Origin of the sequence: Euzebyella marina (genome assembly GCF_014855515.1) — a bacterium.
Classification (GTDB): Bacteria; Bacteroidota; Bacteroidia; order Flavobacteriales; family Flavobacteriaceae; genus Euzebyella; species Euzebyella marina.
In genome coordinates this window covers 1,148,428-1,169,781 of the sequence record NZ_JACYFK010000001.1, presented here as the reverse complement: position 1 = coordinate 1,169,781, position 21,354 = coordinate 1,148,428, and the positions used below count along the sequence as shown (strand labels likewise).

Sequence of the window (21,354 nt, the reverse complement as noted above, 5' to 3'; positions counted from 1 at the left end):
ATACGGCGTTATATTGAATAAAAAGGTCGTAATCAGTTAATCTTTGAACTCCTTACTTACCGCCATATTCGGTAGTTTTTCAAAGCCCATATTATACAGCGTAAAACCGAAAATATCGGCATACTGTTCTATGGTCTTGCTAACGGGGGTACCGGCCCCATGGCCGGCGTTGGTCTCAATTCTAATCAACGTAGGGTTGTTGCCCGCTTGTTTCGCTTGCAGCTCTGCCGCAAATTTAAAGCTATGGGCAGGCACCACACGATCGTCATGGTCACCCGTGGTAACCAATGTAGCCGGATAAGAGACACCTTTTTCAATGTTATGCAAAGGCGAATATCCCTTTAAATATGAAAACATCTCTTCGTCATCTTCTGAGGTGCCATAGTCGTAAGCCCAGCCGGCCCCAGCTGTGAACGTATGATATCGCAGCATATCTAAAACCCCCACTGCAGGTAGGGCTACTTTCATTAGGTCAGGTCTCTGGGTCATGGTGGCCCCAACTAGAAGTCCGCCATTGCTTCCGCCCCTTATCGCCAAATAATCGGAAGATGTGTAGTTATTGTCTATCAGGTACTCAGCAGCAGCTATAAAGTCGTCAAAAACATTTTGCTTCTGCAATTTCGTACCGGCCACATGCCATTTTTTACCATACTCGCCACCTCCCCTTAAATTGGGTACCGCATAAATTCCGCCCTGTTCAAGCCAAATGGCGTTAACTATACTAAAAGAAGGCGTCAAGCTAATGTTGAAACCGCCATAACCATAAAGAATGGTCGGGTTTTTGCCATTCAGCTCAATGCCTTTTTTATGGGTGATGATCATAGGAACTTTTGTTCCATCCTTTGAGCTATAAAAAACCTGCTTGCTCTCATAAGCTTCAGGGTCAAAATCTATTTCAGGTTTCCAATACGGTTTGTAATCACCCGTTTCTACATTGTACTTATACGAAGAACCCGGAACGATGTAATTGGTAAATGAAAAGTAGAATTCTTTATCTTCTTTCTTTCCTCCAAAACCAGAAGCGCTACCTACCCCAGGCAATTCTACCTCTCGAATCAAATTACCATCGTAGTCGTATTGCAACACCTTACTGATGGCATCGACCATATACTCCGTAAAGAAATAGCCGCCCCCGGTGCTCGGTGATAGCACGTTTTCGGTTTCGGGTATAAAATCGACCCAATTATCCGTTGAAGGTTCTGATGCCTCTACGGTAACTATCTTCTTGTTCGGGGCATTTCTATTGGTAACAATATATAGTTTAGAACCCACATTGTCGATCACATAATTGTCGGAATCAGTATCATCTACAATAACGTTCAATGGGGTGTTAAGCTTTGTGAGATCTTTTATAAATAACTTATTGCCGGAGGTAGAAGTGGCGGCTGAAAGTAACAGATATTGTTGGTCTTCAGTAACGGAAGCCCCAATATAACGGTGTTTCTCTTCAAGCTTACCCCCAAATACCAATCGGTCTTCCTTTTGAGAAGTTCCTAATTTATGAAAGTAGACCTTATGCTGGTCGGTTTTTGCCGATAGCTCGCTACCTTTTGGTTTATCGTAGCTAGAATAGTAAAATCCTTCATTTCCTTTCCAAGACAATCCACTAAACTTAATGTCTACCAAGGTATCTTCGACTATCTCTTTTGAAACCGCATCGATGACAATTGCCTTTCGCCAATCGCTGCCCCCTTCCGATATGAGATAGGCGGCCAAAGAACCGTCTTTGGTAAAACTCAGGCCGGCCAGTGAGGTGGTACCGTCTTCAGAAAACGTATTAGGGTCTAAAAACACCTCAGGATTTTCTTCACCCTTGCTTCTGTAAACCACATATTGATTCTGAAGTCCATCGTTTTTGTAGAAGTAGGTATAGTCGCCCTCTTTAAAAGGAGCCCCGATTTTCTCGTAATTCCATAACTTCTCCAATCGGTTTTTCAAATCCTCCCTAAAAGGGATTTGATTTAAATAACCAAAGGTGGACTTATTCTGGGTCTTTACCCATTCTCCCGTTTCCTCACTTCGGTCATCTTCCAACCAGCGATAAGGATCTTTCACTTCGTGGCCAAAATAGGTATCTACTGAATCAACTTGTTTGGTGGTCGGATAAGTCACGGAAATTGCTTTTTTATTAGAAGGCTCACTACATGAGAAAATGAATAGACCAATTGAGAAAATTGAGAAGTACTTAAACATGCAGTATAGTTAAGAAAACGGCCAAAAATAGCATAAAAAAACCTGCACAATGAATTGACTGTGCAGGTTTTAACTTTATTTTAGGTGGAAACCAGATACTATACCAATTGGTTTTTAACCAAATACTCAGCTATCTGAACCGCGTTAGTAGCTGCACCTTTTCTGAGGTTGTCGGCCACAATCCACATATTCAATGTATTTCTTTGAGTCTCATCTCTTCTGATGCGACCCACGAAAACATCATCTTTATCATGCGCATAAATTGGCATCGGATAAGTGTTTGTGTCGGGATTATCTTGAACCACTACCCCTGGGGTCTCATGCAGTAATTTTCTAACATCACTTAAATCGAAATCATTCTCAAACTCTACATTGACCGACTCAGAGTGACCACCTGCTGTAGGAATACGAACAGCCGTAGCACTTACTGAAAAAGTTCTATCGTCCAATATTTTTTGCGGCTCACGGGCCAATTTCATTTCTTCTTTCGTGTAGCCGTTTTCCAAGAAAACATCGCAGTGCGGAAGTGCATTTCTGCTGATAGGATATGGGTATGCCATTTCGCCTTCAACGCCTGCTATTTCGTTCTCCAATTGTTTGACGGCCTTTACACCAGTTCCTGATACCGATTGGTATGTTGAAACCAACACTCGCTTCATTTTGTACTTTTTGTGAAGCGGGGCCAATGCCATCACTAGCTGAATAGTAGAGCAGTTAGGGTTAGCTATGATTTTATCTTCTTTTGTAAGTACATCTGCATTTATTTCCGGTACCACTAACTTTTTGGTAGGGTCCATTCGCCAAGCGGAAGAGTTGTCAACAACTGTAGTACCAACCTCTGCAAATTTCGGGGCCCATTCAAGCGAAGTATCGCCACCTGCCGAGAAAATCGCAATATCAGGTTTTTGAGCGACCGCATCGGCCAATCCTATAATAGCATACTCCTTACCATTATATTCCATCTTTTTGCCAACCGACCTCTCAGAAGCTACCAAAAGCAATTCTGAAATAGGAAACTGACGTTCGGCAAGCACTTTTAACATTACCTCGCCTACCATTCCGGTGGCGCCAACAACGGCTACTTTCATCTTTATAAATTTTGTGCCGCAAATTTACTATAACCACAGATAGTTGACAAGCAATATCTAGGCTCTATATAAAAATATAACAATTTGTTTCAAAAATAACATTATTCCAAAAAAGAACCGCCAGCAAATGACTATCTGCTGACGGCTTATGTGAAACTGAGTGTAGCGGTTACCGAGCCTTGATTAGACCCAGTTAATACTATTAATTTTTCTTCTTCAATTCATCACGTATCTCGGCAAGTAGCTCTTCAGCAGTAGGGCCTTTTGGAGCTGGCTCAGCTACTGGCTCAGGAGTACGAACCTTGTTGTACGATTTAACGATGATGAACAATACCAACCCAACGGTAATCAAATTGATAATGGAGTTCACCCAAGCACCATACCTTATGGCACTCTCTGGTTTTTCGACCGTACCATCTGCGGCCACAACAGCCTCTGAAAGTATTACCTTCATATCGGCAAAATCCATTCCTCCGGCAAAATACCCAACAATAGGCATCATGATATCGTTTACGAATCCGTTAACGACCAAGCCTACGGCACCGGCCAAAATTACGGCAACGGCCAAATCGATAACGTTGCCAGTCATGATAAAATCTCTAAACTCTTTTAACATGGTTCAAGTGTTTTTATTAGTTGATAATTATTTATAGTTACTGCAATGTACTAAAAAATACACTTGTCAAGAAAATGTTAAAGAAGATTTATTTATCGACAATCTGCCGCTTGACACGCTGTGAAATACCCGTGAGAATTTCGTAAGAAATTGTGCCCGCACCCTTGGCCAACGTTTCTGCACTTGCCTGTTTGCCAAAAAGGATCACCTCGTCACCTTCTTGACAATCTATTTCTGTTACCTCTACCATAATCATATCCATACAAACATTGCCGATAATTGGCGCTTTTTGCCCATTGATCCAAACAAAACCCTTTCTATTTCCGTAAGGTCTTCCGATACCATCGGCATGGCCAATTGGCAAAGTGGCCGTAACAATTGGTTTTTCAGCCGTAAACTTTCTGTTATAACCAATAGTATCTCCTTCTTTGATATGGTGTATCTGTGAAATGATGGTCTTCAATGTAGCTACGGGTCTCAACTCTTTATCAATCAAAGCCTCGTTACCATACCCGTAAAGACCAATGCCGCTACGCACTAATTCATATTGGGCCTCATGGGCATAATTGATAATACCAGAAGTATTTAAAGTATGCCTAAAAGGTTTATTCGGCAATGAAGCTCTCATTGCATTCGCAATTCTATCAAAAGTAGCCAACTGTCTTTTGGTAAAATCTCTTTCGTTCAGATCTTCTGATGCCGCCAAATGTGAAAATACCGAAGCTACCTGTATCGAATTCTGGCCCATAGCCATTTCAGCGATTTGCCGTACATCTTCCTCTAAAAAGCCTAAGCGGTTCAAACCGGTATTGAACTTGATGTGTACGGGAAAGTCTATTACTTCGCTCTTCTCAGCCTCCGCAATAAACTCCCTTAATATTTTAAACGAATAAATATTCGGTTCCAATCGATGCTTGATCATCTTTTTGAAACTGATGGGCAACGGATGCAATACCAAAATAGGCAGTGTTATGCCGGCTTTTCGAAGTGCCACCCCTTCTTTCGCATAGGCCACGGCCAAATATTCAAAGCCCAACTGCTGTAATTTTAAGGCTATGGCAACCGAATCGCTACCATAAGCGAAGGCTTTAACCACACCCATAAACATTGTATTCGCAGCTAGCCTTGAACGAAGGTATTGGTAATTGTGCGCTAAAGCCCCCAGATCAATTTCTAAAACTGTTTCCTTAGCCTTTGGCATCTGTATTTTTAGTCTTTGCTTTCAGCTCTTCGCCTTCAACATTCATATTCTTTACTTTTTCCTTTAGCATCGCTTTATAAAAAGCGGCTCGGCTCAAGGGCTCATATTCTTCGGTTTCACCCAATAAAACCAAGCTGTCATTACTTGACTTTCGGTAACTGTAATTGGCCAAATTGCCTGTACGCGTACAAATAGCGTGTACCTTGGTGACATATTCTGCCGTGGCCATAAGCGCGGGCATAGGGCCGAACGGGTTTCCTTTAAAATCCATATCCAATCCCGCTACCACAACTCGAACTCCCCTATTTGCCAAATCATTACAAACAGTTACTATCTCATCATCAAAGAATTGTGCCTCATCGATACCCACTACATCACAAGTATCACCTAAAATTCGAATGTTAGCGGCCGCTGGAACGGGGGTCGACGGTATTTCATTCGCATCGTGAGACACCACCATTTCTTCATCGTACCTTATATCGATCATCGGCTTAAAGATCTCTACCTTTTGTTTGGCGAATTGGGCACGCTTCAAACGACGGATCAATTCTTCGGTCTTGCCCGAGAACATTGAGCCGCAGATGACTTCTATCCAACCAAATTGTTCTTTATGATTAACAGTGTTTTCGAGAAACATTTTGTAATTTTAGACGAAAATACATGCTTTTTCGTTCCTATTTATACCTTCACTATTGAAGAAAGTTGGTAAAGACAAATTTAGGTCGAAAAATAGGTACAATGCTTTGAAACCCTAAAATTACCAACTTTGTCAATAAAAAGGTCGTAATCTAGGGTCTAAAAAATTCACCGATGAAGAGAAAATTAAAGGAAGAACTACGCAAACTATCTACCGATATCATTACTTCTCGCGATATGAACAACCTTGATGACCTCTACAGGGCCTCAAAGGAACTTTACGAGAAATTGGCGGTGTTAAAATTTATTGAGGAAAAGCTTCACGATATAGAAATTGACGTTTCGAAGAATGTAATTGCCGCAAAATTCGAATCGATGGCAAATGCCGTTCTTAATGCGAATTCTTCGGTGCCCGAAAGCAACCCCCACGAAGAGGATATCATTATACCCGGCATAGACACCATTAAAGACATTGTGCAAGAAATGCCGAATGATGAAAAGCCTGTCGATGAAGTTTTGGCCGAATTCTTGGCCACACCAAACTACATGAAGAACGACAAAGAGTTATTTATGCCTCAAAAAGAGGCAACGGTAAAAAATGATACGGTATCGAAATCGGTGAACGACCGTTTCAACACCAAAGAAATCAAAGTAGACCTTAACAATCGACTTGCTTTTGTGAAACATTTGTTTGATGGTAGTACTGAAGATTATAATCGCGTGCTATCGCAATTGAATACGATAGATAGCCAAGAACGCTCCATTTCGTTTATCGAAAATATGGTAAAGCCAGATTATAGCGGTTGGGTAGGTAAAGAAGAGTATGTAGAGCGATTTATGCAATTAATCGACAGAAGATTCAACTAGATATTTTCAAAAAGCTTTTATTAGACCGGTATTCTTCTTGAAGGATGCCGGTCTTTTTTTAATATTGCCAAAAACAAAAAACATGGGAAAGCTTTACATAGTGCCCACGCCGATAGGTAATTTAGAGGATATGACTTTTAGGGCCGTTCGGGTTTTAAAGGAGGTAGACCTTATCTTGGCAGAAGACACCCGTACCAGTGGCAAGTTATTGCAACATTTTGAGATTACCGCCCCGATGCAAAGCCACCATATGCATAATGAACATAAGACCGTTGACCATTTGGTTCAGCGTATGGAAAGCGGCGAAACCTTGGCGCTTATTTCAGATGCCGGTACACCCGCTATTTCCGACCCTGGTTTTTTGTTGACCCGTGCGTGCGTTGAAAAAAATATAGATGTGGAATGTTTACCTGGTGCCACTGCCTTTGTTCCTGCATTGGTCAATAGTGGCCTACCGAACGACAAATTTGTATTCGAGGGGTTTCTTCCGCCAAAAAAAGGGCGCCAAACTCGATTAAACCTATTGGCCGAAGAGACTAGAACCATGATCTTTTATGAATCGCCCTATAAACTATTGAAAACATTGGGTCATTTTACAGAGTATTTTGGTGCCGACCGCAGTGCCTCGGTTTCGAGGGAATTGACCAAACTTTATGAAGAAACCGTTCGCGGTAGCCTCACCGAAATCATTGAATACTACACCGAAAAGCCGCCTAAGGGAGAAATAGTTATTATCGTAGAAGGAAAAAAATAAAATATGCTTACCGAATTTTTAAAGAAGCTAAGAAACACACCCCAAGCTATAGAGTTTAGTGATACCATGGCCGTTATAGAGGCACTGTACTATTTTGAACCTACCTCGTTCAAAAACGGACAGCTCATTAACAAAACGGGCGAAAACTCAGGCTCGTGCAAGCTCTTGGCTTTTGCCCAAGACCAAGAATTGAGCAAAGAGGAAACATTGGCCTGTTTTGGTAGTTTTTATTTTGATGATGTTTTAAACGACCCTAGGGGCAACGGACATCAAAATATCAGGAATTTTATGCAGACCAGTTTCGGCGGACTGCATTTCGACAGATTTCCCTTAAGAAAAAAATAAATTTTCATGCAAAAAGTGCTTACTGAAATTCGCAATTGTACGGTTTGCAGCGAGCATTTGCCATTGGGCCCTAGACCCATAGTAGCGGGTAGTACTTCCTCTAAAATAGTATTGGTGAGCCAAGCACCGGGCAGAAAGGCCCACTCGCACAACAAAGCATGGGACGACCCGAGCGGAAGAAAACTACGTGAGTGGCTGGGCGTTTCCGATGATCAATTCTATCATCCAAATAATTTTGCCATTCTACCTATGGGTTTCTGCTATCCGGGTAAAGGAAAAAATGGAGATTTGCCGCCCAGAAAAGAATGTGCCCCTTTATGGCATGAACTATTCTGGAATAATTTAGAGAATGTAAAACTAACTCTGGTGATTGGCAAATACGCCCAAGACCGCTATTTAAAGAACTTTTCGAGAGGTAACCTAACCGAGAACGTGGCCAATTATCAAGAATTCTTGCCCAAATTTTTTCCGTTACCGCACCCGTCGCCTGTCAACCGGTTTTGGATGGCTAAAAACCCTTGGTTTGAAAGCGATGTACTGCCGGAGTTGAGAGAACTGGTTGCAAATATTATTTGAGATAGCAGGTTTTAAGATGTTTAGGAAAATAGCATAAATCAGCCTAACGCATTTTGATTCGTTTTTAGCAATGCAAAAAATGAACGGAGATATTATGAATATGCCCCAACGTTTCTCTCTTTGGGCACAGCATATTTTCCCATTGACGGCATTAGTAGTGAACTAAAAATACCCAACCTAAATTTAATAAACACTTCCATCATGCTTGCCCTTTTCCCAGCCATGTTTACCTAAAAATTGTTTGCCGCTTTCTACGGCCCCTTCTTCGATGGTCGTTCCCATAGAGTCGTTCCAACGGTTGAGATATCCAAAAAGGGAGATGACGCCCAACATTTCCACAATTTCACCCTCGTTCCAATATTGATAAAGTCGGTCTTTAATTTCTTTGTTCACCGTATTGGGCACTTGCGAAGCAGCTAGAGAAAAGTCCAACGCAGCCCTTTCAGCTTCCGAAAAGGCAGGGTGGGTTCTATATTCCCAAATATGATTCAATTGTTCTTGTTCGGCCCCGTAGCGTTCGGCGGCCCTAATGGCGTGTGCCTGACAATAACGGCAACCCGCGGCATTGCTACTTACCCAAGCAATCATTCGTTTCAAGGCTGAGGTTACACTGCCCTCATTTGTCATAACCGCCTTATTAAGGTTGATAAAGGCCTTTGAAATAGCAGGCCTGTGTTGCATGGTAAGGACAGAATTAGGGCAAAAACCCAAGGTTTCATTGAAAAACTCTGACAATCGTTGGGTCTCTGGATCATGGTTAGGGTTAAGCGGGGTTACTAAGGCCATATTTAATCTACTTTAAGTTACTTTTGTATTCTAACAAATAACAAAAAAATTATGCCCAGCACAAATCATATTACGACCAAATGGTTAGGTAAAATGGCCTTCGAAAGCACGAATCCGTCAGGTCTGAACTTGAATATAGATGCGAGCCCCGATGATGGCGGGGAAGGCAAGGGTTATAGACCAAAGGCGCTGATGCTTTCGGGTCTAGCGGGCTGTTCCGGTCTTGATGTAGCGGCCCTCATTAAAAAAATGAAATTGGAGGTCGATGATTTTCACATTGAAACGATAGCCAATCTTACTGATGAACATCCGAAATTTTATGATGCGGTCACCGTGGAATACCATTTTCATGGAAGCAATCTTCAGGAGAAAAAATTACAGCGGGCCGTTGATCTTTCAGTGGAAAAATATTGTGGCGTTATGGAAATGTTCCGCCAATTTGCCAAAATGGAGATCAAGACTATTTTTCATCACCTTTAAATGGCCGTTGCTAGATTAACAACTAAACCTGTATTTTACCCTTTATGCGCTGGACGATAAAGCCTAGACCCGAACAACGGCAGATAGATGCCTTGGCCAAGTCATTGAATGTCGATGACCTGATTGCCCAGCTTTTATTGCAACGAGGTATCTCAACTTTTGAGGAGGCTAAAAAGTTCTTTCGACCACAACTCAGCGATTTGCACGATCCTTTTTTGATGAAGGATATGAATATCGCCGTCAACAGAATAGAAAGGGCAATTGAAGACCATGAAAACATTCTGGTTTTTGGTGATTATGATGTCGATGGAACAACGTCGGTAGCGCTGGTATCCTCTTACTTACAGAGCTTTTATCCCAATATAGCTACCTATATTCCCGATAGATATACCGAAGGGTATGGCGTGTCTTTTCAAGGTATCGATTTTGCACACGATAACTGTTTTTCGCTTATCATAGCACTCGATTGTGGGGTTAAGGCCATCGATAAGGTTCGGTACGCCAAAAAAAAGGACATTGATTTTATCATTTGCGATCACCACCGCCCAGGCAGTGAACTACCGCCCGCTGTAGCCATTTTGGATCCTAAAAGAGAAGATTGTGATTACCCCTACGATGAACTGTGCGGCTGTGGGGTTGGATTTAAATTAGTACAGGCCCTGTCTTCGAGAAGAGGTGAGACCATCGAAGATTTAATACCCTATCTAGATTTGGTTGCTACCGCCATTGGTGCCGACATCGTGCCCATAACGGGCGAAAATCGGGTTTTAGCTTATTATGGTCTGCAAGTAATCAATTCAGACCCGCGCATAGGTTTTAAGGCCATCATCGATCAAATGAAGAAATCGGTGCTTACCATCACCGATGTAGTCTTTATCATTGCCCCGCGCATTAACGCGGCCGGTCGAATGGAGCATGGTCAACATGCGGTCAATCTTCTAAAGGAAACGAATTTGGACCGTGCCTTAACTTTCGCCTCGCAAATTGAAAAGTTCAATGCCGACCGACGTGGGCTAGACCAAGAAATTACCGAAGAAGCACTGCAACAAATACTGGACAACCAAGAAGAGAAAAAGTTCACTTCGGTGGTCTATAAAGATTCTTGGCACAAAGGGGTTATCGGTATTGTGGCTTCCCGTTTAACTGAAACCTACTATCGACCCACCTTGGTATTTACTAAAAGTGGTGATAAACTGGCTGCTTCTGCCCGATCGGTAAAGGGCTTTGATGTATATAATGCCCTGCAAGACTGCGCTGATTGCATTGAGCAATTTGGTGGACATAAATATGCGGCCGGACTTACTTTATTGGAAGAACAGTTCGAAAACTTTAAAACACAATTCGAGCAAGTGGTTTCCCAAACCATCGACCCTAAACTATTGACTCCTGAAATTTCTGTGGATGCCCAAATTGAATTAAATCAGGTTACCCCGAAATTGATGCGGATTCTCAAACAATTTGCCCCTTTTGGTCCTGAGAATATGACTCCCGTATTTATGGCCGAAAATCTTCGCGATACCGGTTATGGCAGGGGTGTTGGCGAAAATGGAGACCACCTAAAAGTGACTGTTAGCCAAAATGGCTCAATACCCATAGGAGGTATAGGTTTTAATTTGGGGAATAAATTGAACCTCATCACCAATCAACAACCTTTTAGTGCCGTTTTCTCCCTTGATGAAAATGAATGGCAGGGTAACGTGAGCCTTCAACTAAAGCTCAGGGATGTTAAGTAACACCAATTAAAAAGCCCAAGCATTACACCTGGGCCTTTCACCAATGAAAAAAGATTTGAAACGAATCTTATAATTTTTCGTAAATAAACTGAGGATACCCTCTCTCACCGCTAGCGCTCAATACTGCGGTAAACCTAAATTTATAGAGGTTTCCACTGGCATCTTTAATGATGTAGTACCTATCATCTTTTACCGAAGGAGTACCCCCAAAACCGGAAACTCGCCAATCACTGCCGATGACGGCCCTATCGTCATAAATAAAGGCACTGTCGTCAGCGTCTGCCATCGTAAAATCTGCATACGAAGGTACATTGAAATCGGTACGCACACCTTCTCCATCTACTTCATACGTCAGTACTTGATAAACTCCGACACCACCCAAGGAATTATGCGTCACAAAATCAGAATAGGTGAGTCCTGCACCGGCAAATCCGCCGAAAGGCCCGTAGTAACTATATACGGAAGGCACTTGAATATCCCACGCCTCTTTGGCCGGCTCTATGTCTATGGTTTGCCCAGAAGTCAAACTAAAGGCCGTTTGAATTTTAGATGCATCTTTGGCAATGGTTACTTCCTCAAAGGTAGTCGCATCCAGCTCAGCATACTGAATGGTATAATTATCGCCGTCAGTCAGGATGCGTACTTTCATAAATCCTCGATGCTCACCAGTTGTTGCAATGGCCCCGGCATCTGGGGTCGTATCGGGAATTTCCGCACCTAGACCCACGATGAAGACATTATTTTCTTCGGCAGTTGTTGAAATAGTTCCGAACGCAGTTCCTTCCAAAGAACCTTCCTTATCATCAGTAAATTTTATTCCTTCTGAAAGATTTCCATATTGCGAATAACCCACAGGTAGACCAACCAAAAGCTCTGCTACATTAGTCACTTGTACTTCTTCAGGTTGAAAAGTGGTAACGTTCAACGTATATAAATTCATCGGCTCGCTCAAATCGGTAGTCGAACTCACCGCATTTAAGTCGGTTACCCCTTGCAACTCAGCGGCGGAGACCAAAAGGGTTGGGTTTAATAAGACACGGTTCTCTGTTCCATTATAAACAGCAATTTCCCAAGCATCACGCCTAGACGAAACCTGTTGTTGAGAACTCAAATCAATAAATACGGCATTGGGTTGATTGGGTCCTCCTGATTCGGGTTCGATTGTTCCGCCAGCTGCCGCCGTAGGTGTAAAACTGACCAAAGTTGTCGAGGGGCTGCTAACAGTCCAATCCGTATTGCTCACAACGGATAAAGTGAACGAAACCGAAGCTGTGGTACCTTCAACGGGGTCGGTTAGCTTGTTCAATTCAAATGAAACGCTAGTCTCGCCTACCGCTACGGGAACTGACAAACTACCCGAACTAGCCTCAGGCGTAGTGGTAAAATCGGTGCCGTATTCGGCATTGTCACCCGTTAGACTGATCGTAATTGTGCCCGCTTCGGTAGCAGCCCGTGAAAAGTCAATGGCAATGGTCTTGCTATTCTCATCCTCCGAAAGACTTGCTGTCTCGCTATCGAAGGAAGCGGAAAAGTCAATTAAAGACCCACCGCCATCATCGCTGCTACATGATGCAAACATCATAAGGCTAGCACAAACTACATAAAGAAAGGATTTTTTCATTTTCAAAATTTAATTAAAGGTTAATAGGTATGATAGTTTTAGAAAATAGGAACGGCCGTTCCCAAAGAGTTGGGTACCCGTACCGGAAGAACCGTGCACCCCTGAGGATACGTTACCGGCATTAACGGTCACAACATCCAACACATTACGCACCCCGAAAGTGAGGTCTAACTGCGGTGTAAGCTCGATCAGGGCGGTAGTATCTAGCCAAGTAAAAGAATCTGTACGATCTAAGGTGTCTTCACCGCTGCCGTCATTGACTATGGTCTGTCTTCTACCCGTATATTTTAATATGGCGGAAAAAGTGGTGCCCCATTTCGGAATGGTATGGCTTAAATTAGAATTTAGGGCAAAACTCCATACATACTCAGAGTTATCTTCGCTATCTGAATCGTTCAAGGTTGTAGATTCACCAAGATAAGTGGAGCCAAGACCAATATTCCATCTTTTTAATTGTAGTCGATTGCTCAAGGTAACCCCTAAAATCTTCTGTTTTTCAACATTTTGATACGTAAAAAGAGGTGTGTCTCCCGAATCATCGCCTACTAGCGTAATCTTGTCTTTTAAATTATAGTGAAAACCTCTGAAGGCAGAAGAGAAAACACCCTCATCATTAGCTAGCGACCATTTTTTGTCGGCATTTAGAAATACAGAAATACCATCTTCTGGCTGTAAATCTCTATTGCCCTGAACATTGTGATTACTATCGACGAAATAGAAAAAAAACTCTTCAAAACTAGGCGCCCGAAAGGCAGAACCGAAGATGGCTTTGAGCTTTAAGTCGTTTTCGAAATCGTAATTGGAAGAAAAAGACCATATAAATTGATTACCGAACTGCGAGTTGTTCGTTAATCTCATACCAGGATAAATTGACAGTCTTTCGGACAAATTCACGTCTAAGTGGGCGAAAAGGTCATAATTCTCCAACGTATTTTCAGAAGTATTTGTCGAGTAATTTCCGGAGGCTGTGGCATCAAACCCTTTTTGAAAAATGAGCTCGTATCCGGTGAGCAAATTAAATCGCTCCGATTTGGAAAAAATGTTGTTGACAGTCGCCTTTGAATAGTAAATTTTACTGGATTGATTGAGCTGATCTAAGTTGAAGGCCTCTATTCCCCTTTGCAAAATATTATAAGTGTATTCTTCAACATACCTTTTCTGGTTTTGATATGATAGGGATAGGTTGTAGGTAGTAGACCCAAGAAAATCACCTGCCACATTTAGGTTATTGACCCAACGATGAGTGGTGAACAACTGGTCGTTTGCAGTAGGGTTGGGTTCGCCATTTCCATTAAGCCTCCCATTTACCAAATGATTATAAATGTCTAGCTCTTCGTTGTAATACTGAGATTTGAAATAGAAGGTGTGTTTGCCGACTTTTTGTCGTGCATCAAAGAAAGCCGTTATCTGTTCTTTAGGATTCCATTCCAGGCCTCTTAAACCGTCATTGACTACGGTACCATCTTGAATATTTACATAATCACGGCCTTTGTATTCATTGAAAAAGCCGGCAAAATCATTACGAGAAAAGCCCGCCGCTATTTGGGTAGCATCAAATAGTTGATGGCTTATTTTGAGGTTTTGTATATGCCTGCCTTCATTGGTCCACGCATACTCGTTTCCTAAAGTTTCTTCTTGTAAAGAGGTGCTGATAGTCCACTTATTGCCATCAAGTCCATTCTTTGAAACTATGTTTATAACACCTGCCAAGGCATTGTCTCCGTAAAGTACGCCTACGGCTCCTTCCACAATTTCGATACGTTCGACTTCTTCAAGGTTTATTTGTGTGATATCGATATTGTTACCCATTCCGTTATCACTGGCAATCGGAATACCATCCATTAATATCTTTACATATTGCCCATCAAGCCCAAACATGCTAATGGTACTTCTACCGGTAGACGGGTTGGGCATAACGGTAATGTTCAAATTCTGATTGAGAACATCGGCCAAATTATTTCCCGCCAATTGCTTGATGTCTTTATTAGTAATGGTTTCGACTCGGAACAATTTTTTGCTAACGGACAAAACCTTGCTTTCTCCTGTAAGAACCACTTCATCCAACTCCGTAATTCGGGTGGTGTCGGCAGACGTACCATTTTCCTGAGCCAAAATCAGCAGGGGAAATAAGAGAAAAACTAAAAGTGATATCCTCAACATTATTTAGAACAAATCTGAATAGAATTAATTTGAGCAAATATATCAGTTATTTTTAATCAATCTAAATTAATTTAATAATTTTACGCCAGAGCATCTAACATCCAACACTATGAAAACAACCTTAAGCGTATTGGCGCTACTTCTCGTCTGCGTTAGTAATACAAATGCCCAAAAAGGCCAGAAAGAAAAAGATATTCAAGCAATTAAAGCCATGTGCGGCTGCTATGACATCACCTTCAAATACACCGAAACCTTTGCCCCTGAAATTGATTATGAAAAACATCACGATTATACCGCCTATGGTAGGGAACTGGCACTCTTGATTGAAGATGAACCCAACAAACTTTCAATTCAACACATTTTGGTAGTTCATGATACCATGGTTATCAAACATTGGAGGCAAGATTGGATTTATGAAAACCAAAAGGTCTTTCACTACGACAAAGACAACAATTGGGTATTTACCGAACTGCCAAAAGAGGAAGTTAAAGGGCAATGGACCCAAAAAGTCTACCAAGTCGATGATAGCCCTAGATATAGCGGATCTTCTACATGGGTACATGTCGATGGCAAGCATTATTGGGAAAACACTAGCGATTCACCCTTGCCTAGAAGGGAATATAGTAAACGTGACGATTATAATGTGATGCGCAGAGGTAACCGGCAAGAAATAACCGAATTTGGTTGGGTTCATGAGCAAGACAACGATAAAATCGTTAGAACCGATGGGGAAGAAGATGTGCTATTGGCCCAAGAAAAAGGCTTTAACATCTACACCAAAACAGATGATAAGGCGTGTGCGACTGCCAACGAATGGTGGACCAAAAATGAAAAATTTTGGTCAAAAGCCCGTAACGTATGGGACAAGACCTATGATCGAGACGGAAGTCTAACTCTTAAGAAGAGTGTTGATGGCCAACCCATGTTCATGAAGTTCTACGGCCTCGAAAAAGAAAATGCCAATAAAAAATCAATTGCCGCATTAATCGATGCCTTTATAGCCGATGAAAATAAGAGCAATGTCAAAGGGAAATAGAAAGGGTTACTGCGTAGCCATCTTTCTTGGCCTCTTTATGGCATCTTTCACTATGCCACAACAATCATCTAAGCTGCAGGAAAAGATTGATAATGCTATTGTAACAACATATGGGGTTGAAGACTTTTCTTTGGAGCCTATTATCATACCCGAAGAAATGAATCAAGCCACTAAAGCCGAATTTTCAGGCGAGCATTTCTACGAGATAGTCAACTCAAATGGAGTTTTGGGTTATGCCTATGTAGGCACCGCCGCAAGCATGAAGAAAGAATTTGAATATATTTTAATGTTCAATACCGACTTGAGTATTAAGAAATCTAAGGTATTGATCTATCGGGAAAACTATGGCAGACAAATAGGAAGTCAACGGTGGTTAAAACAGTTTATTGGTCTTACTCCGAACGATGAATTGACTTATGGTAAAAATATAGATGCCATAGCCGGAGCCACCATATCGGCAAGCAGCATGACTAGGGCTACTGATGAAATTCTACAGTCTATAAAAACACTGAAAGAGCAGAATATTATTCCCTTGAAGTAAATCACAACTTTTAAAAACCAACTAATCGGTCGGTCCTTCGTATTCTGAAGTGCGAGAAGTCAATTATTTCTTCACTTCATTTTTAAGAAAGCACCGTTCATCGATGAAACTCCTAAAAAGTAGCTATTCAAAATGCATCAAAACCGACCTAATAGTCGGTTTTCGCAATTTTAGCTTTCATTCAATTTTTAGGTAAACTTTAATGGTCGCTTGATTCCTTAGTAATATCTTTGCTGCTTATTTCTTTCGCCATTTGCGCTTATGGATCCATACGCCGCTTTACGCTTTCGAGAATTCAACATTTTTTTATTGGTTCGTTTTGCCATGGTATTTGCATGGTCGATGCAGTTTATAGTTATCGAGTGGCAGGTCTATTCGATGACTAAAGACCCTCTTTCTTTGGGCATCATCGGCCTTATGGAAGTAATTCCGGCCGTCTCAACCGCCCTTTTCGCCGGTCACGTGGTCGACCAGAAAGAAAAACGCAACCTTCTAATCAAATGTATTTTTGGGTTCTCTATTATCAGTTTAGGATTGTTCATATTGAGTTGGCCTTCTATTGAGTTGCATCTCTCGCAACAAGTCATTCTCTATGGCATTTACGCCTTGGTATTTTTTGGTGGTATCGTTAGGGCGTTTATAGGCCCTACCATCTTCTCGCTAATCGCATTGATAGTACCGAAAAAGATTTACCCCAATGCGGCGACATGGAGCAGTACTACTTGGCAATTGGCAGCCGTATTGGGCCCAGCTTTGGCAGGTTTTTCCATAAGCTGGATAGGGGTTCATTGGTCAATGTGCCTTATTTTCGGTTTTTCGGTGCTGGCTTTGATCAGCCTTTCGCAAATCAAAAGAAAGCCCATACTCAACCCTAAAATTGGAGAGCCCGTTTTTCAAAGCTTAAAAGAAGGTCTACGGTTCGTATTTAGTACGAAGGCTATACTCGGTGCCTTGACTTTAGATATGATTGCCGTGTTGTTTGGTGGGGCCGTTGCCCTTTTGCCCGTTTATGCACAAGATATTCTGCATGTAGGTTCAGAAGGGTTTGGAGTGTTAAGAGCGGCGCCCGCGATTGGGGCAGCTATTACAATGCTGGGGTCTACCCGTTTTCCATTGCATAAAAATGCAGGAAAGAAACTATTACTCGCTGTATTCGGTTTCGGAATCTGTATGATCGTCTTTGGTCTTTCCACCTATTTTTGGCTCTCTGTGGCCGCATTGTTCGTTAGTGGTGCCGTCGATGGGGTGTCAATGATTATTCGTCAGACTATTCTTCAGTTAAAAACTCCGGACAACATGAGAGGTCGCGTAGCTTCGGTCAATTCAATGTTCGTAGGTTCATCTAACGAGCTAGGGGCTTTTGAAAGCGGACTTACCGCAAAGCTGATGGGTACAGTTACCGCAGTTGTATTCGGTGGATGTATGACCTTGATAACGGTAGGTGCCACGGCATTCATTTCACCTACTTTTAGAAGACTCGACCTTCAAAAAGACATTGAAGACCACGAAAAAGAGGCGTAGTTACGCCTCAAATTTTTCTAAAGACAAGATGTGGCCATCAAAAACTGCGTAGGTGTAGTAATTCACCCAATCACCCAAATTGGTGTACTTCGATTTTCCGTTCAAATCAATTTCTAACGGAAGATGCCTATGCCCAAAAATAAAATGGTCGTAGTGTTGGGTTTCAAGTTTTCTTTTGGCGTATAATACCAACCACTCTTTCTCTTCACCCAAAAATTTGGCATCGTCATCACCAGAAATCAATTTATTACTTACCGATAAATGTTTGGCCAACCGCACACCAATATCGGGGTGCAGCCATCTGAAAAACCATTGGGCAACAGGGTTGGTAAATACCTTTTTCATTCTTTTAAAACCCTTGTCGTCAGGGCCAAGACCATCGCCATGACCGATAAAAAAGGTAGTTCCGTTAATATTGAATTGCTGAGGCTTATGAAAAACGGGAATGCCAAGTTCTTCCTCAAAATAACCGTTCATCCATAAATCATGGTTGCCCACAAAAAAATAAATGGGAATACCGGTATCCGACAATTCAGCCAGCTTTCCTAAAGTACGGGTAAAACCTTTGGGCACCACAGTTTTGTATTCCATCCAAAAATCAAAGAGATCACCTATCAAAAAGATGGCTCCTGCATCGTCTTTGATTTCATCTAACCAGGCAACAAACTTTCTTTCTCGGGGAAGACTGTGCTCCATTGTAGGTGCCCCCAAGTGGTTATCACTTGAAAAGTAAACTTTTTTGCCCGGCAGAAGTTCAATGGTTTTCATTCTTGGGCAAATATAGATATTCGTAGAACAAGGTCAGGGCTTAAGAATTATCGCTTGCGTACCACTCTGCATACGAAGTATCAGTTTCTTGTAACTTTAAGGAGTGTAACTTGATGTTTTCAGGCAGCCTGTCACCTATTTTTTTGGCAAAATCAATCACCATGTTCTCACTAGTTGGTTGGTAATCGGCCAAAATTACATTATGCCCTCTATCGGTAAGTTCTTGTGCCAGTTCTACATGCGGGGTGTTCTTATTGAAAACCGTGGCGTGATCAAATTTATCTACTATTTCTTCCTTCACTATCTTCTTCAAATCGCCAAAATCGATGACCATACCCAATTTAACATGTGACGTATCGGTTATAGGCCTTCCGATAACGGTTACTGAAAGTTTATAGCTATGGCCGTGCACATTTCTGCACTTGCCATCATACCCGAAAAGGGCATGTCCGGTCTCAAAATTGAACTGCTTGGTAATCCTAATATTGGCCATAACAATTATTTGTTTGGCAAAGGTAGATATTTTCAAAAACCAATTGTTTTTTAGATTACATTTGCCCGATTTTTTTAAAAAAAGCGAGTGAAAGAACTTCTCGGTCAAACAGTTACGATGGTCGACCACACCTACGAAACCATCATTGAAGATGTGCTTGATAAAGGTTATAGCATCATCGATAACTTTTTATCGCCATCAACCGTTGAGCTACTGCGTAACGATTTGCTTTGGCAGTACGACGATGACCAATTTAAAAAAGCCGCCATCGGTAACCATACCAACGAGGTCATAAAAACTGGAATTAGGGGCGATTTTATTTTGTGGATGGATGAAACCACCGCGAACGGACCACAGCAGCTATTTTTCGAGAGGATCAATGATATGGTTCAATACCTCAACCGTACGTGCTATTTAGGTATTTTTAGAAAAGAATTTCATTACGCCCTCTACCCAGAGGGAAAGTTCTACAAAAGGCATTTAGATGCTTTCCAGAACGATGACCGAAGAAAACTATCAATCGTTTGTTATTTGAACGAAGATGACTGGCAACCGGAACATGGGGGCGAGCTGGTAATCTATTTAAAAGATAAGGATGCACGGGAAAAGCCTTTGAACATTTACCCCTTTCCAGGAAGGGCGGTCATTTTTGAAAGTCGTGTGCTGGAGCATGAAGTAAAACCTGCCAACCGCGAACGATTAAGTATTACTGGCTGGTTAAAGACGCAGTAACACTACATTGCGGGCCGAACAGGTTGCGTCCAAGCTGTTTCATAAAAAAGCTCTTCGATAGGATTCTCCTGTTTTTTGGCGGATACCACCTTTGAACGTACGAACAACAGATCTTGATTCAGTTCAAAGGAAGCTGTCGTACCGTTTACGGTTTGCAAAACCTCGGTTTCGGAAGCACCCTTTTCACAACCGATAAAGGTAATTTCGTAATCAACATTAGGTTCGGCCTGAACTTCTATCGTCAACACATTAGAATTCACCGAAGCGGTTTTCAGTTCTACTCCGGTGCTCGCATAAAACTTTCCTGATTCCATTGCTTCTATGAGGTGAGAGGCCGATAACGAATCGGATTGTACCATGACCCAACCTCGACCGGCATTGCTCCATTGGTTACCGATCTGATGATAACTATGAGAATCATCGGTGGCCAAACCGAACATTAAAGGTTTGCCGTTTTCTAAATAATCGATATTGATTAAATCCCACATTTGCTCAGTCGAAATATGAACGGAGTCACCCATGTTATGAACCATTGGGTGCCCATTATAAACCTCAAAGAATCGTTCTCCATTCAACGACTGCATATCTTCCAAATCAATACTGTAAAAGAAATTGGGGTGATTAATGTGCGGTATCATAGGCACTCCTGTTCGTTTACGCTGATCCAATACTTGGTCAAGATTATTTTGCATAACCTCTGCCACACTCTCGCCTCCCAAAGGGTCTATTTTGTCTTGAATATTGGTGGCATTCATATGGATATGTTTGTCTTCGTACCTATCGGTAATCTCTTCGGAAGGAATGACCAAGAACTCACCATCAACTTGAGCAAACTCGCTATACTGCCCATACGTTTTTAGTTTTACTTTGGTAACCCCTGAATCGACTTTATATTCTACCCATTCTTCACCATATTCTTCCAAATAACTTAGAAATGCGCTTTGGTAGATTGAATCTTTTCGAATGGTAATCCATTTTTCTTCTTGGGCAATCGTGTTATGGTCCGATAGGGCCAAAAACTGATAATCATGGTCTTTATACCAATCTAATATTACTTCTGGAAACTCATCTCCATCGCTCCAATATGAATGCGTGTGCAAGTTGCCTTTATACCACTTTTGAGGTTGAGAGATAGGCGCCTTTTTCTGCGAACACCCAAAAATCAAAATGAAAGAAATTACGAGTAAAGAAATGGCTCTCATCTTAT

Annotated in this window: 21 protein-coding genes; 10 read left to right on the top strand and 11 right to left on the bottom strand. The window is 41.8% G+C overall.

Features of this window, described 5'->3' with window-relative positions; genetic code table 11:
- Positions 1–36: 36 nt before the first annotated feature.
- From IL356_RS04645 to IL356_RS04625, 5 genes are all read right to left on the bottom strand, one after another.
- Positions 37–2,193: a prolyl oligopeptidase family serine peptidase gene (locus IL356_RS04645; protein ID WP_121846980.1), complete on the bottom strand. Its 2,157-nt coding sequence runs from the start codon at positions 2,191–2,193 to the stop codon at positions 37–39.
- Between the two features lie 98 nt (positions 2,194–2,291).
- Positions 2,292–3,281, bottom strand: a complete 990-nt coding sequence (locus tag IL356_RS04640) for an aspartate-semialdehyde dehydrogenase (protein WP_121846981.1) — start codon at positions 3,279–3,281, stop codon at positions 2,292–2,294.
- A 202-nt stretch (positions 3,282–3,483) separates the two neighbouring features.
- Positions 3,484–3,897 (bottom strand): large conductance mechanosensitive channel protein MscL, encoded by a 414-nt coding sequence (mscL, locus tag IL356_RS04635; RefSeq protein ID WP_121846982.1) that lies wholly within the window; start codon positions 3,895–3,897, stop codon positions 3,484–3,486.
- 88 nt (positions 3,898–3,985) lie between these two features.
- Complete coding sequence (gene alr, locus IL356_RS04630) at positions 3,986–5,098, bottom strand: alanine racemase (protein ID WP_121846983.1); 1,113 nt, start codon at positions 5,096–5,098, stop codon at positions 3,986–3,988.
- Complete coding sequence (locus tag IL356_RS04625; protein ID WP_121846984.1) at positions 5,085–5,735, bottom strand: thymidine kinase; 651 nt, start codon at positions 5,733–5,735, stop codon at positions 5,085–5,087. Before IL356_RS04625 ends, alr begins: the two co-directional genes overlap by 14 nt.
- A gap of 173 nt (positions 5,736–5,908) precedes the next feature.
- On the opposite strand from IL356_RS04625, the gene IL356_RS04620 reads away from it, so the two are divergent.
- From IL356_RS04620 to IL356_RS04605, 4 genes are all read left to right on the top strand, one after another.
- A complete protein-coding gene (locus IL356_RS04620) occupies positions 5,909–6,601 on the top strand; it encodes a hypothetical protein (protein WP_121846985.1) in 693 nt (230 codons plus the stop codon).
- An 82-nt stretch (positions 6,602–6,683) separates the two neighbouring features.
- On the top strand, positions 6,684–7,355 hold the full coding sequence (gene rsmI / locus IL356_RS04615; RefSeq protein WP_121850534.1) for a 16S rRNA (cytidine(1402)-2'-O)-methyltransferase: 672 nt from the start codon (positions 6,684–6,686) through the stop codon (positions 7,353–7,355).
- Positions 7,356–7,358: 3 nt separating this feature from the next.
- Positions 7,359–7,700, top strand: a complete 342-nt coding sequence (locus IL356_RS04610) for a HopJ type III effector protein (RefSeq protein WP_121846986.1) — start codon at positions 7,359–7,361, stop codon at positions 7,698–7,700.
- Positions 7,701–7,706: 6 nt separating this feature from the next.
- A complete protein-coding gene (locus IL356_RS04605) occupies positions 7,707–8,276 on the top strand; it encodes a uracil-DNA glycosylase family protein (protein WP_121846987.1) in 570 nt (189 codons plus the stop codon).
- Between the two features lie 183 nt (positions 8,277–8,459).
- Here the strand turns inward: IL356_RS04605 and IL356_RS04600 are convergent, their stop codons facing one another.
- Entirely contained in the window at positions 8,460–9,062 is a 603-nt protein-coding gene (locus tag IL356_RS04600; RefSeq protein ID WP_121846988.1) for a carboxymuconolactone decarboxylase family protein, read from the bottom strand.
- Between the two features lie 51 nt (positions 9,063–9,113).
- On the opposite strand from IL356_RS04600, the gene IL356_RS04595 reads away from it, so the two are divergent.
- A complete protein-coding gene (locus IL356_RS04595; protein WP_121846989.1) occupies positions 9,114–9,542 on the top strand; it encodes an OsmC family protein in 429 nt (142 codons plus the stop codon).
- Between the two features lie 44 nt (positions 9,543–9,586).
- Positions 9,587–11,275, top strand: coding sequence for a single-stranded-DNA-specific exonuclease RecJ (gene recJ, locus IL356_RS04590; protein ID WP_121846990.1), 1,689 nt, complete (start codon positions 9,587–9,589; stop codon positions 11,273–11,275).
- Between the two features lie 67 nt (positions 11,276–11,342).
- Here recJ and IL356_RS04585 read toward each other — a convergent pair whose 3' ends face one another.
- Together IL356_RS04585 and IL356_RS04580 are read right to left on the bottom strand one after the other, a co-directional pair.
- Positions 11,343–12,896 carry an HmuY family protein gene (locus tag IL356_RS04585; protein ID WP_121846991.1) on the bottom strand — a complete coding sequence of 518 codons (1,554 nt, stop codon included), beginning with the start codon at positions 12,894–12,896 and terminating at the stop codon, positions 11,343–11,345.
- Positions 12,897–12,905: 9 nt separating this feature from the next.
- On the bottom strand, positions 12,906–15,056 hold the full coding sequence (locus IL356_RS04580; RefSeq protein ID WP_121846992.1) for a TonB-dependent receptor plug domain-containing protein: 2,151 nt from the start codon (positions 15,054–15,056) through the stop codon (positions 12,906–12,908).
- Between the two features lie 109 nt (positions 15,057–15,165).
- On the opposite strand from IL356_RS04580, the gene IL356_RS04575 reads away from it, so the two are divergent.
- The 3 genes from IL356_RS04575 (at position 15,166) to IL356_RS04565 (ending at position 18,154) form a co-directional block, all read left to right on the top strand.
- Positions 15,166–16,092 carry a DUF6607 family protein gene (locus IL356_RS04575; RefSeq protein ID WP_121846993.1) on the top strand — a complete coding sequence of 309 codons (927 nt, stop codon included), beginning with the start codon at positions 15,166–15,168 and terminating at the stop codon, positions 16,090–16,092.
- Complete coding sequence (locus IL356_RS04570; protein WP_162987765.1) at positions 16,076–16,633, top strand: FMN-binding protein; 558 nt, start codon at positions 16,076–16,078, stop codon at positions 16,631–16,633. The genes IL356_RS04575 and IL356_RS04570 overlap by 17 nt, the downstream gene beginning before the upstream one ends.
- 261 nt (positions 16,634–16,894) lie before the next feature.
- Positions 16,895–18,154, top strand: a complete 1,260-nt coding sequence (locus tag IL356_RS04565; RefSeq protein ID WP_121846995.1) for an MFS transporter — start codon at positions 16,895–16,897, stop codon at positions 18,152–18,154.
- Here IL356_RS04565 and IL356_RS04560 read toward each other — a convergent pair whose 3' ends face one another.
- Both IL356_RS04560 and IL356_RS04555 read right to left on the bottom strand, forming a co-directional pair.
- Complete coding sequence (locus IL356_RS04560; RefSeq protein WP_121846996.1) at positions 18,155–18,922, bottom strand: UDP-2,3-diacylglucosamine diphosphatase; 768 nt, start codon at positions 18,920–18,922, stop codon at positions 18,155–18,157.
- 40 nt (positions 18,923–18,962) lie between these two features.
- Complete coding sequence (locus IL356_RS04555; RefSeq protein ID WP_121850535.1) at positions 18,963–19,415, bottom strand: 6-pyruvoyl trahydropterin synthase family protein; 453 nt, start codon at positions 19,413–19,415, stop codon at positions 18,963–18,965.
- 87 nt (positions 19,416–19,502) lie between these two features.
- Between IL356_RS04555 and IL356_RS04550 the strand changes: the two genes are divergently transcribed.
- Positions 19,503–20,147 carry a 2OG-Fe(II) oxygenase gene (locus IL356_RS04550; protein WP_380084763.1) on the top strand — a complete coding sequence of 215 codons (645 nt, stop codon included), beginning with the start codon at positions 19,503–19,505 and terminating at the stop codon, positions 20,145–20,147.
- 2 nt (positions 20,148–20,149) lie between these two features.
- Here the strand turns inward: IL356_RS04550 and IL356_RS04545 are convergent, their stop codons facing one another.
- On the bottom strand, positions 20,150–21,349 hold the full coding sequence (locus tag IL356_RS04545; RefSeq protein ID WP_121846997.1) for a CehA/McbA family metallohydrolase domain-containing protein: 1,200 nt from the start codon (positions 21,347–21,349) through the stop codon (positions 20,150–20,152).
- Positions 21,350–21,354: the final 5 nt, after the last annotated feature.

Excerpts from the sequence above, each read along its gene's own strand:
- rsmI (WP_121850534.1), top strand. The coding sequence starts at position 6,684 with ATGGGAAAGCTTTACATAGTGCCCACGCCGATAGGTAATTTAGAGGAT.
- IL356_RS04610 (WP_121846986.1), top strand. The coding sequence starts at position 7,359 with ATGCTTACCGAATTTTTAAAGAAGCTAAGAAACACACCCCAAGCTATA.
- IL356_RS04565 (WP_121846995.1), top strand. The coding sequence starts at position 16,895 with ATGGATCCATACGCCGCTTTACGCTTTCGAGAATTCAACATTTTTTTA.
- IL356_RS04595 (WP_121846989.1), top strand. The coding sequence starts at position 9,114 with ATGCCCAGCACAAATCATATTACGACCAAATGGTTAGGTAAAATGGCC.
- IL356_RS04605 (WP_121846987.1), top strand. The coding sequence starts at position 7,707 with ATGCAAAAAGTGCTTACTGAAATTCGCAATTGTACGGTTTGCAGCGAG.
- IL356_RS04545 (WP_121846997.1), bottom strand. The coding sequence starts at position 21,349 with ATGAGAGCCATTTCTTTACTCGTAATTTCTTTCATTTTGATTTTTGGG.
- IL356_RS04620 (WP_121846985.1), top strand. The coding sequence starts at position 5,909 with ATGAAGAGAAAATTAAAGGAAGAACTACGCAAACTATCTACCGATATC.
- IL356_RS04575 (WP_121846993.1), top strand. The coding sequence starts at position 15,166 with ATGAAAACAACCTTAAGCGTATTGGCGCTACTTCTCGTCTGCGTTAGT.
- IL356_RS04580 (WP_121846992.1), bottom strand. The coding sequence starts at position 15,056 with ATGTTGAGGATATCACTTTTAGTTTTTCTCTTATTTCCCCTGCTGATT.
- IL356_RS04585 (WP_121846991.1), bottom strand. The coding sequence starts at position 12,896 with ATGAAAAAATCCTTTCTTTATGTAGTTTGTGCTAGCCTTATGATGTTT.
- IL356_RS04560 (WP_121846996.1), bottom strand. The coding sequence starts at position 18,922 with ATGAAAACCATTGAACTTCTGCCGGGCAAAAAAGTTTACTTTTCAAGT.
- IL356_RS04600 (WP_121846988.1), bottom strand. The coding sequence starts at position 9,062 with ATGGCCTTAGTAACCCCGCTTAACCCTAACCATGATCCAGAGACCCAA.
- recJ (WP_121846990.1), top strand. The coding sequence starts at position 9,587 with ATGCGCTGGACGATAAAGCCTAGACCCGAACAACGGCAGATAGATGCC.
- IL356_RS04645 (WP_121846980.1), bottom strand. The coding sequence starts at position 2,193 with ATGTTTAAGTACTTCTCAATTTTCTCAATTGGTCTATTCATTTTCTCA.
- alr (WP_121846983.1), bottom strand. The coding sequence starts at position 5,098 with ATGCCAAAGGCTAAGGAAACAGTTTTAGAAATTGATCTGGGGGCTTTA.
- IL356_RS04555 (WP_121850535.1), bottom strand. The coding sequence starts at position 19,415 with ATGGCCAATATTAGGATTACCAAGCAGTTCAATTTTGAGACCGGACAT.
- IL356_RS04640 (WP_121846981.1), bottom strand. The coding sequence starts at position 3,281 with ATGAAAGTAGCCGTTGTTGGCGCCACCGGAATGGTAGGCGAGGTAATG.
- mscL (WP_121846982.1), bottom strand. The coding sequence starts at position 3,897 with ATGTTAAAAGAGTTTAGAGATTTTATCATGACTGGCAACGTTATCGAT.
- IL356_RS04570 (WP_162987765.1), top strand. The coding sequence starts at position 16,076 with ATGTCAAAGGGAAATAGAAAGGGTTACTGCGTAGCCATCTTTCTTGGC.
- IL356_RS04625 (WP_121846984.1), bottom strand. The coding sequence starts at position 5,735 with ATGTTTCTCGAAAACACTGTTAATCATAAAGAACAATTTGGTTGGATA.